Origin of the sequence: Mesorhizobium sp. RIZ17, assembly GCF_051127865.1 — a bacterium.
Classification (GTDB): Bacteria; Pseudomonadota; Alphaproteobacteria; order Rhizobiales; family Rhizobiaceae; genus Mesorhizobium; species Mesorhizobium humile.
In genome coordinates this window covers 2,524,052-2,539,831 of record NZ_CP147861.1, presented here as the reverse complement: position 1 = coordinate 2,539,831, position 15,780 = coordinate 2,524,052, and the positions used below count along the sequence as shown (strand labels likewise).

Here is a 15,780-nt window from a genome sequence, read left to right as displayed (position 1 = left end):
TCTTGGCCGCGCGGCGCAAAGCCACGACGCAAATCTCGCGGCTGGCGCATCGCGCCGGCGGCACCGCGGCCGCGAACCGCATGGTGCCGGAGGAGACGCCAGTGGCGTTCTCCTTTGCCGGCACAACGCATGCGGTGATGATGGCAAGCCCCGCCGATTTCGAGGATTTCGCGCTCGGCTTCTCGCTGACCGAAGGCATCATCGCCGACCCGAAAGAGATCGAGGCGATCGAGGTCGAGGATCTTGGCGCCGGCATCGATATCCAGATCCGGCTGAAGGACCAGGCCAACACGCGCTTCCAGGCGCGGCGGCGCAGGCTTGCCGGGCCGGTCGGCTGCGGCTTGTGCGGCATCGAATCCATCGAGGAAGCGATGCGCTCGGTCGACGCAGTTGGTGCGTCGCGGCTTACGCTTCAGGCGGAGGACATCACCAGCGCCGTCCGGCTGCTGTCGAAGGTGCAGCCGCTGCACGCCGAGACTGGCGCGGTGCATGCAGCCGGCTTCTACGTTCCCGGCAAGGGCATCGTGATGGCGCGTGAGGATGTCGGCCGCCACAACGCGCTGGACAAGCTTGCCGGCGCGCTGGCCAAGGCCGGCATAGATGGTGCCGCCGGCGCCGTCGTCGTGACCTCGCGCGTGTCGGTGGAGATGGTGCAGAAGACGGCCGCCATCGGCGCTTCGATCATCATGGCGGTTTCGGCGCCGACCGCGCTTGCCATCCGCACCGCCGAGGCCGCCGGCATGACGCTGGTGGCGCTGGTTCGCGGCGACGATTTCGATATTTTCACCCACCCTGAACGGGTGGTTTCCGGAGTTGCCAAGCATGTCGCATGACGAAGACCACATCGCCAACACCAGGGAAAAGCTGGTGCGCATGGCCAACCAGATCGCCACCTTCTTCCATTCGAAGCCGCGCGAGGAAGGCATTGCCGGCGTTGCCGAGCACATCAACAAGTTCTGGGAGCCGCGGATGCGGCGCCAGTTCTTCGAGATGCTGGACGCCGGCACCGAGAATTTCGACGACCTCGTGATCGCCGCCTCGGCCAGGATCAAGCGGCCACCGACACCGGATCAGGCCGACAAGAGCCTCGGCTACGCCAGGCAGGCATAGGCGGCGCGCGCCGTTTCACGCTGACAGCGCCACACGCTCCGTCGGCGGCAAAGGTCTTGTATTTCACCTCTCTAAAGTTATGCTGCCTTAGACGGCCCGCTTCTGCTATGGTCGGCGACAGGAAATCGTCTGGCCGGGCGGGATAGCTTGCGTGAGGCCGATCGAGACCAGATACGCGCGCAGCGGAGAGGTGCGGATCGCCTATCAGGTGGTCGGCCAGGGTTCGTTCGATCTCGTCTTCGTGCCGGGCTTCATCTCCAATCTCGACCTGCATTGGGAAGACGAAGGCTACAGCCGCCTGTTGAAACGGCTCTCCGCCTTCTCGCGGCTGATCCTGTTCGACAAGCGCGGCACCGGGCTTTCCGACCGCGTCGATACCCATCATCTGCCCAGCTTAGAGACCCGCATGGACGACGTGCGCGCGGTGATGGACGCCGCCGGAAGCGGCCGCGCGGCGATCCTGGGCGCCTCGGAAGGCGCGCCGATGGCGATGCTGTTCGCCGCCACCTATCCGGAGCGGACGCGCGCGCTTGTCCTCTATGGCGCCTATGCGCATTTCCACAAATGGGTGATGCCGCCGGAACGGCTGGAAGCCTTCATCGAAACGGCGGAGACCTCCTGGGGCACCGGCGCCACCTTGCCCAATTTCGCGCCCGGCCGGGTCGACGATGCGCATTTTGCCCAGTGGTGGGCCCGGTTCGAGCGGCTGTCGGCGAGCCCGACGGCCGCGGCTGCCCTTGCGCGGATGAACGCCGGGATCGACGTGCGCGGCATCTTGGCGATGATCAGCGCGCCGACGCTGCTCATCCATCGCCGCAACGACGTCCGTGTCGATCCCGATGCCAGCCGCTTCCTCGCGAAGAAGATCCCGCATGCCCGGCTGGTCGAGATAGCCGGGCGCGATCATCCGATCTGGACCGGCGATGTCGATCGCGTGGCCGACCTGATCGAGGAATGCCTCACCGGCGAACCCGCGATGGCCGATACCGAGCGCGTGCTGGCGGCGCTGCTGGTGACGCGCATCTACGACACGGCCAAGCTTGGCGATCGCATGTGGGGCGAGCGCAGCCAACGCTTCCAGGAGACCTGGCGGCTTCTGGTCGGCCGTCATGGCGGCCGCACGGCCGGCACGCATGGCGAAATGATGATGTCGCGCTTCGATGGGCCGGCCCGAGCCGTACGCTGCGCCGCGGCATTGCGCGAGGCGGCGCAGCAGATCGGCGTGGCGAGCGCGCAAGGCGCGCATGTCGGCGAGATCGAAATGCGCGGCCAGCCGGTGGGCCTGACGGCGCGGGTGGCGATGCAGCTCGCCGCGCATGCCGGGCGCGGCGACATCCTCGCCTCCCGATTGGTCGCCGATCTCGCGGTCGGTTCCGGCCTGCATTTCGTCGATGCCGGCCGTGTCAGCCTTGATGAGCTGGACGAGCCCATGCCGGCGGTTCTGGCGACGTCGGAGCAGCATCTGGAGCCGGCCTGCCGGCCCAAGGCAAGGCCCGCCGAGCCGGCCGCGCTGACGGCGCGCGAGAGCGAGGTGGTGAGCCTGATCGCCGACGGCAAGAGCAATGCCGCGATCGCAGCCGAACTCGACCTCAGCGAGCACACGGTCAAGCGGCACGTCGCCAATATCCTGCTCAAGCTAGACCTGCCGTCGCGGGCGGCAGCGGCGGCCTTCTCAGCACGGCACGCTGGCCCGGACGGGCCATGAGAGCCATGGCGCTTTCGGGCGAAGCGGCGGAGGCCCTGTAAGCGGTATCAATTCTCCCCATGCAGGCCGGGCGATGTCGCCGGAAGGGCGCTGTGAAATGGAGGATGAAATGCTGAAACTCAGTCGCAAGATCGGATTGCTGGCATTCGCCGCGGGCGCATTGCTGGCCATCACCCCTGCGCATGCCGAAGACGCTTCGGCGACCGCCGCCTACAAGGACATCCAGGCCACCCTCGGCTCGGTGCCCGACATGTTCAAGACTTTGCCCGATGTGGCGGTCGCCGGCGCCTGGGCCGAGATCAAGGGCGTTCAGCTCAACCCCAAGACCGCGCTCGACGGCAAGACCAAGGAACTGTTGGGCCTTGCGGTCGCCGCGCAGATCCCCTGCCAGTACTGCATCTATTTCCACACCGAGGCCGCCAAGCTCAACGGCGCGAGCGACGAGGAGATCAAGGAGGCGGTGGCCATGGCGGCGATCGTGCGCCACTGGTCGACGATGCTCAACGGCAGCCAGGTCGACCTGGCGACCTTCAAGAAACAGACGGACGAGGTGTTCGCGGCCGTCAAGGCCAAGTCGCAGTGACAAATCCCTGCCCGGCAACGAGCCGGGCAGCATTTTCGAATATCAACCGCCCAGGACGATGGGCACATGGAGGATGACATGCTGACCAAGACAAAAACAGTGGACGGCGCCGCGATCAAGAAGGCAATCGAAGGCCGCGACGGCAAGCTGCTGTCGAGCTTTTACAATGACGATGCGGTGGTGCGGGTGATCGACCGCAACAACCCGCCGAGCAAGCCGCGCGAAATCCGCGGCCGCGCGGCGATCAGCACGTTCTGGGACGACATCTGCAGCAGGGCGATGACCCACAAGGTCGACACCACCGTCGCCGAGGGCGACAACCTCGCCTTCATGCAGGCCTGCGCCTATCCGGACGGCACAAAAGTGTACTGCGCGGCGATGCTGGAGCTGAAGAACGGTCGGATCGCAAAGCAGACCGTCGTGCAGGCCTGGGACGAATAGTTCAACCGCCGACAATCAACAGCGGCCCGGGCCGCAATCGTGAGGAGAACCAGCATGTTCAGCGCTAGATGGCAGATCGACGCCAAGTTCGGGCACAAGCAGACCGTGCTCGAGCTGTTGAAGAAGTGGGAACGCGAAATCGGCTCACAGGTTGGCCTCGCCGATCTGCAGTTCCAGATCATGACCGGCTCGATCGGCGCGCGCGAGGCGACGGTCGAGTCTCATCATCAGGTCAAGAGCCTGGCCCAGTTGGAGGAGTTCTTCGCCAAGATCGGCAAGATCGATGCGCATGCCAAATGGGGTAAGGAGATCGAGCCCTATGTGGTGTCGGGCACCAGCCTCTGGCAGATCTACCGTATCGTCGAATAGTTTTGATCGTCGAATAGCCGCGGCTGGGCATTGGCGGAGGCTGGCACGATGGATGGGTGGCCGCGACGGCGGCCGCCTTCCACCATGCCGTAGCCGTCGGACGCGGCTAGTCTCCACGGCAGCTACCGGCTGCGCGACCATGGCTCTCCCGGGCCATACCCCGCTGGTCCTTTCGGGCGAAGCGGCGAGCACCGGATTGGTGCAATGTGATCTTCCTGCACCATCCAACGCATCCGCCCGTCGAGGCGGCATAACGAAGCAACGAATGCGTCGCGCCGACGCCGCATGGCGGTGGGCGCAATCAAGGGAGCAAACCGATGACCGACGAAACCCATGCAAAACTGCGTGAAAGCCTGCGCGGAGAGGTGATCCTGCGTGACGATGCCGGCTATGACGAGGCCCGCAAGGTCTACAATGGCATGATCGAAAAGCGCCCGCTGCTGATTGCACGTTGCGCCGATGTCGCCGACGTGATCACCGCCGTGAAATACGCGCGCGCCAACGACCTGCTGATCGCCGTGCGTGGCGGCGGGCACAACGGCGCCGGGCTGGGGATTTGCGACAACGGCCTCGTCATCGACCTGTCGATGATGAAGGGGGTCCATGTGGATCCGAAAACACGCACCGTGAGGGTCGCGCCCGGCTGCACTTCGGGTGACGTGGACCATGCCACTCATCCTTTCGGGCTCGCTGTTCCGGCCGGCATCGTCTCGACCACGGGCGTTGCCGGTCTTACCCTCGGCGGCGGGACGGGCTATCTCACGCGCAGATACGGTCTCACCATCGACAATCTGGTCGAAGCCGATCTGGTGCTGGCCGACGGCAGCGTGGTGACAGCCAGCAAAGTCGAGAACCCCGACCTGTTCTGGGCGCTGCGGGGCGGCGGCGGCAATTTCGGCGTCGTGACGAGCTTCCTGTTCCAGGCCCATCCTGTAAACATGATCTTCGGCGGCCCGGTGTTCTGGGAGGCCAAGGACGCTCCGGCCGTCATGCGCGCCTATCGCGACTATCTGCCGGCGGCACCGGAAGATCTCGGCGCTTTTGTCGGCCTGAAGTCGGTTCCCTCGACCGACCCCTTCCCGCGCGAATATTGGGGCAAGCGCGCCTGCGCCATCATCTCCTGCTACAACGGCACGGAGGAGGACGGGCGCAAGGCCATGGCGCCGCTGCTCGACAATCTGCCGCCGCCGATCTTCAACTGGATGGGCGTGATGCCATTCCCGGCCTTGCAGGCGCTATTCGATCCGCTGCTTCCGAAGGGCCTGCAATGGTATTGGAAGGGCGATTTCGTCAAGTCACTTCCCGACGAAGCCATCGCCACCCATGTCGCGCAGGCCGCCGAGGCGCCGAGCGAATTGTCGCTAATGCATCTTTACCCGATCGACGGCGCCGTCCGCCGTGTCGGCAAGAACGAGACGGCATGGAACGCGCGCGACGCGACCTGGTCAATGGTCATCGCCGCCATCGATCCCGATCCAGGCAAGGCCGCCGCCCTCACCAAGTGGGCCAAGGACTACTGGGCGAGCATCCACCCCCACAACGGCGAGGGCGGCTACGTCAATTTCATGATGGACGACGAAGGAGAAGCACGCGTGCGGGCGAGCTACGGCGCAAACTATGAGCGGCTGAGCCAGGTGAAGCGCGCTTACGACCCGTCCAACGTCTTCCGGGTCAACCAGAACATCAAGCCAGCCTTGTCGGCGGTGCAGGGCAGGACGGCGGCGTAGCTCATAGGCTCTGGCCGCCGGTGCGGGGAGTAGCAGTAAGGCCAATTTCGGCCGTCAGTTGCGGCGGCCGAAATAGCACGTGTTTTCCTGCGCAATTGCGGACGGAAGACGGCGGCAAAGCCGCCGAACTCAACCCGCGCGCACTTTTCCTGGGACTGCTTTACCCGTGCGCCACCATCACGTGGCGAACGGCGGTGTAATCCTCCAGCGCGTAGAGCGACATGTCCTTGCCGTAGCCGGACTGCTTCAACCCGCCATGCGGCATCTCGTTGGTCAGCATGAAGTGGGTGTTGATCCAGGTGCAGCCATATTGCAGGCGCGCGGCAGTCGCCATGGCGCGCGAGACGTCCTTCGTCCACACCGACGAGGCAAGGCCGTAGTCGCTGTCGTTCGCCCAGTTCACCGCTTCGTCGGCGTCGGAGAAGCGGGTGAGCGAAACGACCGGGCCGAAGACCTCGCGGCGCACGATCTCGTCTTCCTGCAGCGCACCGGCGACGACAGTCGGCTGGTAATAGAAACCCGAGCCCTCGCCCGGCTTGCCGCCGGTGGTGATCTCGATGTGCTTCAGTTCCGAGGCGCGCTCGACGAAGCTCGACACGCGGTCACGCTGGCGGCGCGAGATCAGCGGCCCGATCTCGTTCTCGGTGTCATCCGGGCGATTGTACTTGATGGTCGAAACCGCCGACGAGAGATCGGCGACGAGCTTGTCGTAGATCTTCTTGCCGGCGTAGATGCGGCAGGCGGCGGTGCAATCCTGGCCGGCATTGTAATAGCCGAAGGCGCGCAACCCGTTGACCACAGCGCCGAGGTCGGCATCGTCGAAGACGATGACCGGCGCCTTGCCGCCGAGCTCCAGATGCGTGCGCTTGACCGACTTGGCGGCCGCCTGCAGCACCTTCTTGCCGGTGGCGACGTCGCCGGTGATCGAGATCATGTTGATCTTCGGATGGTTGATCAGCGTGTTGCCGACGCTGTCGCCGCGGCCGAGCACGACATTGACGACACCCTCGGGCAGCACCTCCGCGAGTATCCTGGCCAGCTTCAGCGTGGTCAGCGGCGTTTGTTCCGAAGGCTTGAAGACCACCGTGTTGCCGCCGCCGATCGCCGGCGCCAGCTTCCAGGCCATCATCATCAGCGGATAGTTCCACGGCGCGATCGAGGCGACGATGCCGATCGGATCGCGCCGGACCATCGAGGTGTGGCCCGGAATATATTCGCCCGCCACCTGGCCCGGCATCGAGCGCACCGCTCCGGCGAAGAAGCGATAGCAGTCGACGATCGCGGGGATCTCGTCATTGAGCACGGCGTTGATCGGCTTGCCGCAATTCAGCGCCTCGAGGGCGGCGAACTCCTTCGCTTCGGCCTGGATACGATCGGCGATCTTGAGCAGATAGCCGGAGCGCTGTGCGGGCGTCGTGCGCGACCAACCGACGAATGCTTGTTCGGCGGCCCTGACGGCCGCCTCGATCTGCGCCGGACTGGCTTCGGGCAGGTTGAGGATCGTCGCGCCGGTCTTCGGATTGAGGATCGGCTCCTCGGTTTCGGTGCCCTTCTCGAATTTCGAGCCGATGAGCATTTGGGTGTCCATGGGGTTTCTCCTTAAGAGAAGTGAATGGTGAATAGTGAGTAGTCATTAGTGGGTAGTGACGATCTCCATCGCGCTTTTTCTATTCACTATTCACTATTCACTGCTTTCATTTTCCACTGCCGGCGATCTGGTCGCCGTCGCGGGTCAGGTAATAGGCAAAGAGGATGGGCAGCAGCGTCACCAGCACGACGACCATGGCCACGACATTGGTGACCGGGCGCTGGCGCGGGCGGATCAACTCCTCCAGCATCCAGATCGGCACGGTCTGCTGCTGGCCGGCGGTGAAGGTGGTAACGATCACCTCGTCGAAGGAGAGCGCGAAGGCGAGCATGCCGCCGGCAAGCAGCGCCGTGGCGATGTTCGGCAGCACGACATGCCTGAACGTCTGGAACCCGTCGGCGCCGAGGTCCATCGAGGCCTCGATCATCGAGCCGGAGGTGCGGCGGAAACGGGCGACGGCGTTGTTGTAGACGACGACCACGCAGAAGGTGGCGTGACCGAGCACGATCGTCCAGAACGAGAATGGAATGTCGGCAAGCGCGAAGGCCGAGCGCAGCGCGATGCCGGTGATGATGCCGGGCAGCGCGATCGGCAGGATGACCAGCAGCGAGATCGCCTCGCGACCGAAGAAGCGCGTCTGCGAGACGGCGGCGGCGCAAAGCGTGCCGAGCACCAGCGCGATGGCGGTCGAGATGGCGGCGACACGCACGGAGAGCGAGAGCGCGTCCCAGACGTCCGGCCGGTTCCAGGTGACGGCGAACCATTGCGTGGTAAGCCCCGGCGGCGGCCACACAAAACTCTTCTCTTCTGTCGTGAAGGCATAGACGAAGATCAGGAGGATCGGCAGGTGCAGGAAGAGCAGGCCGCAGGCAGCGGCGATCTTCAGGCCGAGCGGAGCGGATTGGCCACGATCAGAGCGCATCGAAAGCCCCCATGCGCTTGGCGCCCCAGAGGTAGAAGCCCATGATGACGATGGGCACCACGGTGAAGGCGGCGGCCAAGGGAATGTTGCCGGCGGTGCCCTGTTGCGAATAGACGGCCTGGCCGATGAACAGGCGCGAGGTGCCGATGATCTGCGGGATGATGTAGTCGCCCAATGTCAGCGAGAAGGTGAAGATCGAGCCGGCGACGATGCCTGGCAGCGCCAGCGGGAACAGCACGTTGCGGAAGGTCTGGCCGGGCGAGGCGCCGAGATCGGACGAGGCCTCGACCAGATTGCCGGGCACGCGCTCGAGCGCGGCCTGCACCGGCAGGATCATGAAAGGCAGCCAGACATAGACGAAGACGATGAAGGTGCCGGTGAAGGAGACCGACAGCGAGTTGCCGCCAACGATGGGCAGCGACAGCCAGGCGTCGAGCAGCCACAGAAGGTTCAGCTTGGCGAGCAGCCAAGTGAGGATGCCTTCCTTGGCCAGGATCAGCTTCCAGGCGTAGATCTTGACCAGGTAGCTCGACCATAGCGGCAGCATGACGCCGAGATAGAACAGCGCCTTCCAGCGGCCGCGCGCATAGCGCGCCGCGTAATAGGCGATGGGGAAGGCGACGATCGCGGAGGCCAGCGTGACCAGCGCCGCCATCGTCACCGTGCGCAGGATGATGTCGAGATTGGCGGCCTGGAACAGGTCGCCATAGGTCTTCAGCGTGAACTGGCGATTGATGAGGCCGGAGAACTCGTCGATGGAGAAGAAGCTTTGGGCGAGCAGCGCGAACAGCGAGCCGATGTAGACGATGCCCAGCCACAGCACCGGCGGCAGAAGCATCAGGAGCAGCAGAAGCCTGGGTCGGCGCCAGAAGAGGTCGGAGACCGCGCCGCGCATGCCGCCGCTGCCGGGCAGAATGGCGGGGGTGGGGTTGGATTGGACAGCGGCGATGGTCATGGCGCCACCGCGTGTTGATGGGGATTACCTGAGAGGCCGAGATCCTTCGCCCCCCTCTCTGTCCTGCCGGACATCTCCCCCTCAAGGGGGGAGATCAGCAGTTTCTCGGCCCCGCCCATTCTGCCACGTTGGAGATTGGCGAAACCCGAAGGGACAGCCAATCTCCCCCCTAGAGGGGGAGATGTCCGGCAGGACAGAGGGGGGCGCCTCGCGCAAACCTTCATCATGCCGGCTCGTCCATCAGATGCAGGCTGTCGCGGTTGAAGGTCAGCATGACCGCCCCGCCCTCAGCCGGCAGCGCTGTTCCGGCCGGCACCACCGCATGCAGCCTCAACCCATCGGCATCGAGCGCCAGCCTCGTGGTGGCGCCAAGGTAGTTGGTGCCGACGAGGCGCGCGGCGACGCCGTCGCCGCTGGTTGCGCTTGAAACGCGTATGGATTCCGGGCGCAGGCTTCCCCAGCGATGCTGGCCGGAGTAGCGCTGGACGAAATCCGGCGGCAGCACGTTGGACGAGCCAACGAAATCGGCGACGAAGCGTGTGTTCGGGCGCTGGTAGATGTCTTCCGGCGTGCCGATCTGCATGATCCTGCCGTCATTGAACACGGCGACGCGATCGGCCATGGAAAGCGCCTCGCCCTGGTCGTGGGTGACGAAGACGAAGGTGATGCCGAGCGCCTTCTGCAGCGACTTCAACTCCTCCTGCATGTTCTCGCGCAGCTTGAGGTCAAGCGCGCCGAGTGGCTCGTCGAGCAAAAGCACCTTGGGCTGGTTGACGAGCGCACGGGCAAGCGCGACGCGCTGGCGCTGGCCGCCGGAAAGCTGGCCGGGGCGGCGCACGCCATAGCCCGGCAGCCGCACCAGCGCCAGCGCCTCTTCCGCCGCCTTCAGCCGCTCGGCCTTGCCGACGCCCTTGACCATCAGGCCGTAGGCGACATTGTCGAGCACGTTCAGATGCGGGAACAGTGCGTAGTCCTGGAAGACGGTGTTGACATTGCGGCGATAGGGCGGAACGCCTTCGGCGCGCTCGCCGAAGATGGAGATCGAGCCTGCCGTCGGCTGCTCGAAGCCGGCGATCAGCCGCAGGCAGGTCGTCTTGCCGGACCCGGAAGGCCCGAGCATGGCGAAGAACTCGCCCGGCGTGATCTCCAGATCCACCGCGTCGACGGCGCGCACGCTGCCGAAATGGCGCGAGACTTGTTTGAAGGAAACGGCGGAGGTCATGGGTCGGTTTGTTTCGTTGCCGGTTTAGAAGGGATGCACGGCGCCCTACCTTCCCCTCGATGGGGGAGGTCGCGGCGAAGCCGCGGGTGGGGGTGATAGCGCGAACCTATCAGACTGCCCCACCCCGACGCTTTGCGTCGACCCTCCCCACCAAGGGGGAGGGTAAGAGCGCTAACGCCCGCCGATGACGCCGATATAGTCCGACACCCAGCGGTAATAGGGCACGCACTGGTCGTTCTGGCTGGCGCATTTCGACACCGGCGTCTTCCAGAACTTGATCTTGTCGAAATTCTCGTAGCCGTTGGTCTTGCAGCCTTCGTCGCCGAGCAGCTCGTTGCCCTTGCAGGCGGCGGGCACGACCGGCAGCGAGCCGAACCAGGCCGAGACGTCGCCCTGGACCTTCGGCGACAGCGAATGCTCGAGCCACATATAGGCGCAGTTCGGATGGGCGGCGTCGGCTTCCATCATGGTGGTGTCGGCCCAACCGGTGACGCCCTCTTCCGGCACGGTCGAGGCGACCGGCTTCTTGGCGGCGACCAGTGTGTTGACCTGATAGGGCCAGGAGCCGGAAGCGACCACGCCCTCGTTCTGGAAGTCGTCGACCTGGATCGCAGCGTCATGCCAGTAGCGGCCGACCAGCGTGCGCTGGGTGCGCAGGAGAGCGAGCGCCGCCTTGTACTGGTCTTCGTTGAGCTCGTAGGGATCCTTGATGCCGAGTTCCGGCTTATGGAACATCAGATAGTTGGCGGCGTCGGCGATGTGGATCGGGCCGTCATAGGCCTGGACGCGGCCCTTGTTCGATTTGCCGTCGGGCAGCTTCATTTCCTCGAAGACGACATTCCAGCTCTTGGGCGCTTCCTTGAAGACTTCGGTGTTGTACATCAGGATGTTCGGACCCCACTGGTAGGGAACGCCGTAATGTACCTTGTCGACGGTGAACCATGGCGCGTCCTTCAGCCGGTCGTCGACACTCTTCCAGCTCGGGATCAGGTCGGTGTTGATCGGCTGGACGCGCTTGCCGGCGACGAGGCGCAGCGAAGCATCGCCCGAAGCGGTGACCAGATCGAAGCCGCCCTCGTTCATCAGCGAGACCATCTCGTCCGAGGTGTTGGCGGTCTTGACGTTGACCTTGCAGCCGCTCTCCTTCTCGAAAGCCGTCACCCAATCATAGCCCTTGTCGGTCTCGCCGCGCTCGATATAGCCCGGCCAGGCAACGATGTTGACCTCGCCCTCGCCCTTGCCGAGTTCCTTGACCTGGGCGATGGCCTGACCGGAAAAAGTCAGCGCGACAGTCAGCGCCGTGCACGACTTCAGGAATGCATTCATCATCGATCTCCCATTTTGGCGCATGACCCCGAAAACCAGTTCGGTTTTCGGAAAGGATCATGCGCAACCTACAAAGGGTCGGAGCTTCATGCTCCGACGGCAGCGCTCTCAGGACGCGGCTTTGTTCCCTGAGCGAAAAGTGCTGTGAAAAATCCGGTTTCGCAAATTCATTTATCAGAAAGCCGATATCGGTTTTTCCGATGGCAAACCGCTCTTCAAGCCAGCGCCGTCGCCAGCCAGCAGGCGGCATTGAAGCGAGCCTCACCGGCCACCACGAAAGGCGCGAATGCGGCGGGCAAGACTGTGATGATTTTTTCGGCCGTTGCCTGGTCGACCTCGCGGAGCGCGGCGCCTACCGGCCCCAGCCGGGTGACGTACTTCATCAGATTGCCTTCGGTGATCCGGCACTGGACGTCCACCTGCTCGACTTTGATCGATGACCAGCCGCTTGCTTCAAGGATCCGCTTCACCTTTGCGCCATCGGCAAAGGCAAACTGCCCCGGGGCTTCGGGGTCGGGCGCGGGTGCGGGCGGCAGGAAAGGCGCGGCCGCTCGCGCCGCGGTCGTCATGAAATCATTCTCGACCGGACTGCGCCAAGCGACAAAGGCGAGTTTGCCACCGCGCCTTGCAGCCTGCCTTATGTTGGTGAACGCGGCCACCGGATCATCGAAGAACATCACACCGAAGCGCGAGACAACAGCATCGAAGTGGCCAGGTTCGAACGCATATGCCTGGGCATCACCCACTTCAAAACTTGCGTTTGCCACCTTGTCCGCCCGTGCGCGCTCCGCCGCCAGCGTGACAAGAGGCTGCGAGATGTCGAGCCCGACGCAACGTCCGCCGTCCCCGATTCGGCGCGCCATCGCCGGCGTCGTAGCGCCGGCGCCGCAGCCGATGTCCAGGACATTACTCCCTCCCCCGGGATAGCCTGCATCCACCACCAGGCGCTCGAAAGGCGCCAGTACCCCGTCGAGGATCGGCTGCATCTCGACCCAGGCCTTTCCGCTGGCGTCGTTCCACAGAGCGGCTTGCTGTGCGTTTGGCTGCGCGGATTGCGGCATGGCGTGCCTCGCTTTCTGTTGCCGTCATCGATCGTCACGAGCACTCTACGAGTTCAAGCCGACTTGAGGTCAAGTGTGAAAGATATGGACATTGCCGAAGTGTCGCGCCGCACCGGCGTGCCCGCCTCGACACTTCGCTACTACGAGGAGAAGGGCCTCATCGCCTCGATCGGTCGTCGCGGCCTGCGACGCTTGTTCGACCCGGCCGTCCTGGAACGACTCGCCTTGATCGCGCTTGGACGCGCAGGTGGATTCGCGCTGGACGAGATTTCCTCGATGCTGACGCCCGACGGTCTAACGAAAATGGATCGACGGCGGCTGGATGCCAAAGCCGACGAACTGGACCGGTCCATCCAGCGCCTGACCGCGACCCGAGAGGCCTTGCGGCACGCTGCCCGATGTCCGGCCGCCCGGCCGATGGAGTGTCCGACGTTCCGGCGCGCCGTCAGGCTGGCCGGCGCCGGCCGCTTCGAGGTTACTCCGATCGGTCCGTTCAAGGCGGAGGCGGTTCCCGCAACAAGGCGCAAGCGCAAGACTGGCCAGGTCAGCCTGGAGTAGGCCACATTAGCGGCGGACCATACGCTGCGACTGCGCGAGGCCGATGAAATCGCGCGCGGCCTGCGGCAGGCCGGAGCCGCGACGCCAGACCGTGCCGACCTGAACCACCGGCAGCGAGCCGGAAACGTCGCGCGATTCGATGCGGTCGCCTTCCAGCGACCACGGCCGGTAGACGAGGTCGGGCAGCAGCGCCACGCCGGCGCCGGTGGCGACCAGGCTGCGCACCGCTTCCACCGATCGCGTGCGGAAGGCGACATGGGGTCTCGCACCGATCGCCGACAGCAGCTTGCCGGTGTTCTCCTCGATCTCGTCGACAGTGAGCATGATCAGCGGCTCGGACGCGATGTCGCCGATCGAGATGATGTCGGCGCTGGCGAGCCTGTGGCTGAGCGGGATCCATAACCTGTAGGCAGAGACTTCGAGGATTTCCGACTGCAGCGCGGTGCGGTCGCGCAGGTTGGAGGTCACCATGACGGCGATATCGAGCTTGCCGCCGACCAGAAGGTGCTCGAGATAGTCGCCATTGTCCTCGATGGCCGAAACCTCGACGCCCGGATAGGCGCGGCGGTAGCGGGCGAGCAGGTCGGACAGGACATAACCGGCGACCAGCGAAGTGACGCCGAGCTGAAGCCGGCCGCCCGCCGCGGCCTGCTCGCTCGAAAAGGAACGGCGTGCATCGGAGACATCGGCCAGGATCTTGGTCGCGTGGCGCAGGAACTGGTGGCCCTTGTGGGTGATGTTCAACCCGCGCGGATGGCGCTCGAAGAGTTCGACCCCGAGATCGCTCTCCAATTCCTTGATCGCCTCGGTGACCGAGGATTGCGAAATCGACAGGTTCTGCGCGGCGCCCGAGACAGTGCCCTGCTCGGCGACAGCGACGAAGAACTGCAATTGGCGGATGGTGAAAGCCATGGCCGGACTAAACACCGGCGTGCGCGGGAAAGAAAGCCGGCGCAGCCGGCTTGTTCACGCCGGCAATTTCTAGCCCCTCGCGGCTTCGACGCGGCGCCAGTGGGAGCGCAGCGCAATGAGGAACGCGACTTCCAGCGCGAGCACGACGGCCATGATGCGAAACGCCACCGTGGGCAGATCGTGGACGCTGTCGCGCATCGCATAGCCGGCAAGAAGGAAGCCGGCATTCCACAGCATCGCGCCAAGCAAGGTGGCCAAAGCGAAGGGCAAGGCCGGCAGGCGCAGCGCGCCGGCGGCGATCGGCAGATAATTCCGCACCGTCGGCACGAACTGCGCCAGCAGCGAGGCCCGCATGTGGTTGCGGCGGTAGGCGCCGGAGAAACGCAGATAGGTTTCCTGGCGCAGGAACATGTAGCGGCCGAAGCGCCCGACCAGGGCGTCGGCGCGCGCCGGCCCGAGCCGGGCGCCCAGAGCAAACCAGAACAGGCAACCAGCCGTTGAAGCCAGCGTCGTCACCGCCAGCAAGGCGCCGAGCGCCGCAAGATCAGGCGCCCTGGTCATGCCGAGAAAGAGCAGCAGCACATGCGACGGCGGCGCGGGCAGGATCTTTTCGGTGAAAGCGAGGCAGGCGGCGCCGAGCAGGCCTAGCCCCAACACCGCCGACAGGAGATCGGTCATGCGAAGCGCCAGTCATAGGTGTTCAGGCTCTTGATCCTGGAAACGCGATAGACCGTCGCCGGCGGAAAGTTGCGGAAGGTGCCGCCGATCCGAACCGCCTCGAGGTCGAGCCTTTCGAGGACCGACTGATCGAAAGGGCAGCGGCGGCCAAAGGTAAACTGGTAAAGTGCGGCACCCGGCCGAAGACTGGCAAAGACGCCTTCCAGGATCGCGGACGACTTGCGCGGCGATATCAGGCGAAACGGCAATCCGCTGACCACCGCGCCGACGACAGGGCCATCGAACAGCGGCAGATGGCGAAGGCCGACCGCATCCATCTCGATGATGCGCGCCGCCGGGAAGCGGCGGCTGAGTAGCGAGGCGAAATCCGGATCGGACTCGACCAGTGTCAGGTCGCTCTCGCGGACGCCGCGCTGCAGCAAGGCACGCGTGAAGGGTCCGGTGCCCGGCCCGAGTTCCAGCACCGGACCTGTGTCGGGACCGATCTCGCGCGTCATCAGCGCCGCCAGGCTCGGGCTGGAGGGCGTGACCGAACCCATGCGGAACGGCGCCAGCGTCCAGGCCATCAGGAAAGACAAAGCATCACTTGCAGGCATGTTGACCTCATTGCTTGCGCGGGCGAT

17 protein-coding genes are annotated in these 15,780 nt (G+C 64.9%); 8 read left to right on the top strand and 9 right to left on the bottom strand.

Annotation, left to right across the window (positions count from 1 at the left end):
• Positions 1 to 2 precede the first annotated feature (2 nt).
• From fdhD to WDX12_RS12395, 7 genes are all read left to right on the top strand, one after another.
• Positions 3 to 833 (top strand): formate dehydrogenase accessory sulfurtransferase FdhD, encoded by an 831-nt coding sequence (gene fdhD / locus WDX12_RS12425; protein WP_434725062.1) that lies wholly within the window; start codon positions 3 to 5, stop codon positions 831 to 833.
• Entirely contained in the window at positions 823 to 1,110 is a 288-nt protein-coding gene (locus WDX12_RS12420) for a formate dehydrogenase subunit delta (RefSeq protein ID WP_320294392.1), read from the top strand. Before fdhD ends, WDX12_RS12420 begins: the two co-directional genes overlap by 11 nt.
• Positions 1,111 to 1,261: 151 nt before the next feature.
• Positions 1,262 to 2,815 (top strand): alpha/beta fold hydrolase, encoded by a 1,554-nt coding sequence (locus WDX12_RS12415; protein ID WP_320294391.1) that lies wholly within the window; start codon positions 1,262 to 1,264, stop codon positions 2,813 to 2,815.
• Between the two features lie 109 nt (positions 2,816 to 2,924).
• On the top strand, positions 2,925 to 3,398 hold the full coding sequence (locus WDX12_RS12410; RefSeq protein WP_434725061.1) for a carboxymuconolactone decarboxylase family protein: 474 nt from the start codon (positions 2,925 to 2,927) through the stop codon (positions 3,396 to 3,398).
• Between the two features lie 78 nt (positions 3,399 to 3,476).
• On the top strand, positions 3,477 to 3,839 hold the full coding sequence (locus WDX12_RS12405; RefSeq protein ID WP_320294389.1) for a nuclear transport factor 2 family protein: 363 nt from the start codon (positions 3,477 to 3,479) through the stop codon (positions 3,837 to 3,839).
• Positions 3,840 to 3,893: 54 nt separating this feature from the next.
• Entirely contained in the window at positions 3,894 to 4,208 is a 315-nt protein-coding gene (locus tag WDX12_RS12400; RefSeq protein WP_320294388.1) for a hypothetical protein, read from the top strand.
• Between the two features lie 317 nt (positions 4,209 to 4,525).
• A complete protein-coding gene (locus WDX12_RS12395; RefSeq protein ID WP_320294387.1) occupies positions 4,526 to 5,935 on the top strand; it encodes an FAD-binding oxidoreductase in 1,410 nt (469 codons plus the stop codon).
• A gap of 160 nt (positions 5,936 to 6,095) precedes the next feature.
• On the opposite strand, the gene WDX12_RS12390 is transcribed toward WDX12_RS12395, so the two are convergent.
• The 6 genes from WDX12_RS12390 to WDX12_RS12365 all read right to left on the bottom strand — a co-directional run bounded on the left by WDX12_RS12390 (position 6,096) and on the right by WDX12_RS12365 (position 13,009).
• Complete coding sequence (locus WDX12_RS12390; RefSeq protein ID WP_434725060.1) at positions 6,096 to 7,523, bottom strand: gamma-aminobutyraldehyde dehydrogenase; 1,428 nt, start codon at positions 7,521 to 7,523, stop codon at positions 6,096 to 6,098.
• Positions 7,524 to 7,629: 106 nt separating this feature from the next.
• Entirely contained in the window at positions 7,630 to 8,445 is an 816-nt protein-coding gene (locus WDX12_RS12385; RefSeq protein WP_127227748.1) for an ABC transporter permease, read from the bottom strand.
• Positions 8,435 to 9,400 (bottom strand): ABC transporter permease, encoded by a 966-nt coding sequence (locus WDX12_RS12380; RefSeq protein ID WP_434725059.1) that lies wholly within the window; start codon positions 9,398 to 9,400, stop codon positions 8,435 to 8,437. Before WDX12_RS12380 ends, WDX12_RS12385 begins: the two co-directional genes overlap by 11 nt.
• Before the next feature lie 223 nt (positions 9,401 to 9,623).
• Positions 9,624 to 10,622 (bottom strand): ABC transporter ATP-binding protein, encoded by a 999-nt coding sequence (locus WDX12_RS12375; RefSeq protein WP_434725058.1) that lies wholly within the window; start codon positions 10,620 to 10,622, stop codon positions 9,624 to 9,626.
• 171 nt (positions 10,623 to 10,793) lie between these two features.
• A complete protein-coding gene (locus tag WDX12_RS12370; protein WP_320294474.1) occupies positions 10,794 to 11,948 on the bottom strand; it encodes an ABC transporter substrate-binding protein in 1,155 nt (384 codons plus the stop codon).
• Between the two features lie 215 nt (positions 11,949 to 12,163).
• Entirely contained in the window at positions 12,164 to 13,009 is an 846-nt protein-coding gene (locus WDX12_RS12365) for a class I SAM-dependent methyltransferase (RefSeq protein ID WP_434725057.1), read from the bottom strand.
• An 84-nt stretch (positions 13,010 to 13,093) separates the two neighbouring features.
• On the opposite strand from WDX12_RS12365, the gene WDX12_RS12360 reads away from it, so the two are divergent.
• A complete protein-coding gene (locus WDX12_RS12360) occupies positions 13,094 to 13,567 on the top strand; it encodes a helix-turn-helix domain-containing protein (protein ID WP_434725616.1) in 474 nt (157 codons plus the stop codon).
• A 6-nt stretch (positions 13,568 to 13,573) separates the two neighbouring features.
• Here WDX12_RS12360 and WDX12_RS12355 read toward each other — a convergent pair whose 3' ends face one another.
• From WDX12_RS12355 to WDX12_RS12345, 3 genes are all read right to left on the bottom strand, one after another.
• Positions 13,574 to 14,479 carry a LysR substrate-binding domain-containing protein gene (locus tag WDX12_RS12355; protein ID WP_320294380.1) on the bottom strand — a complete coding sequence of 302 codons (906 nt, stop codon included), beginning with the start codon at positions 14,477 to 14,479 and terminating at the stop codon, positions 13,574 to 13,576.
• Between the two features lie 69 nt (positions 14,480 to 14,548).
• Positions 14,549 to 15,157: a DedA family protein gene (locus WDX12_RS12350; RefSeq protein WP_434725056.1), complete on the bottom strand. Its 609-nt coding sequence runs from the start codon at positions 15,155 to 15,157 to the stop codon at positions 14,549 to 14,551.
• Positions 15,154 to 15,753, bottom strand: a complete 600-nt coding sequence (locus tag WDX12_RS12345; RefSeq protein WP_434725055.1) for a class I SAM-dependent methyltransferase — start codon at positions 15,751 to 15,753, stop codon at positions 15,154 to 15,156. Before WDX12_RS12345 ends, WDX12_RS12350 begins: the two co-directional genes overlap by 4 nt.
• Positions 15,754 to 15,780: the final 27 nt, after the last annotated feature.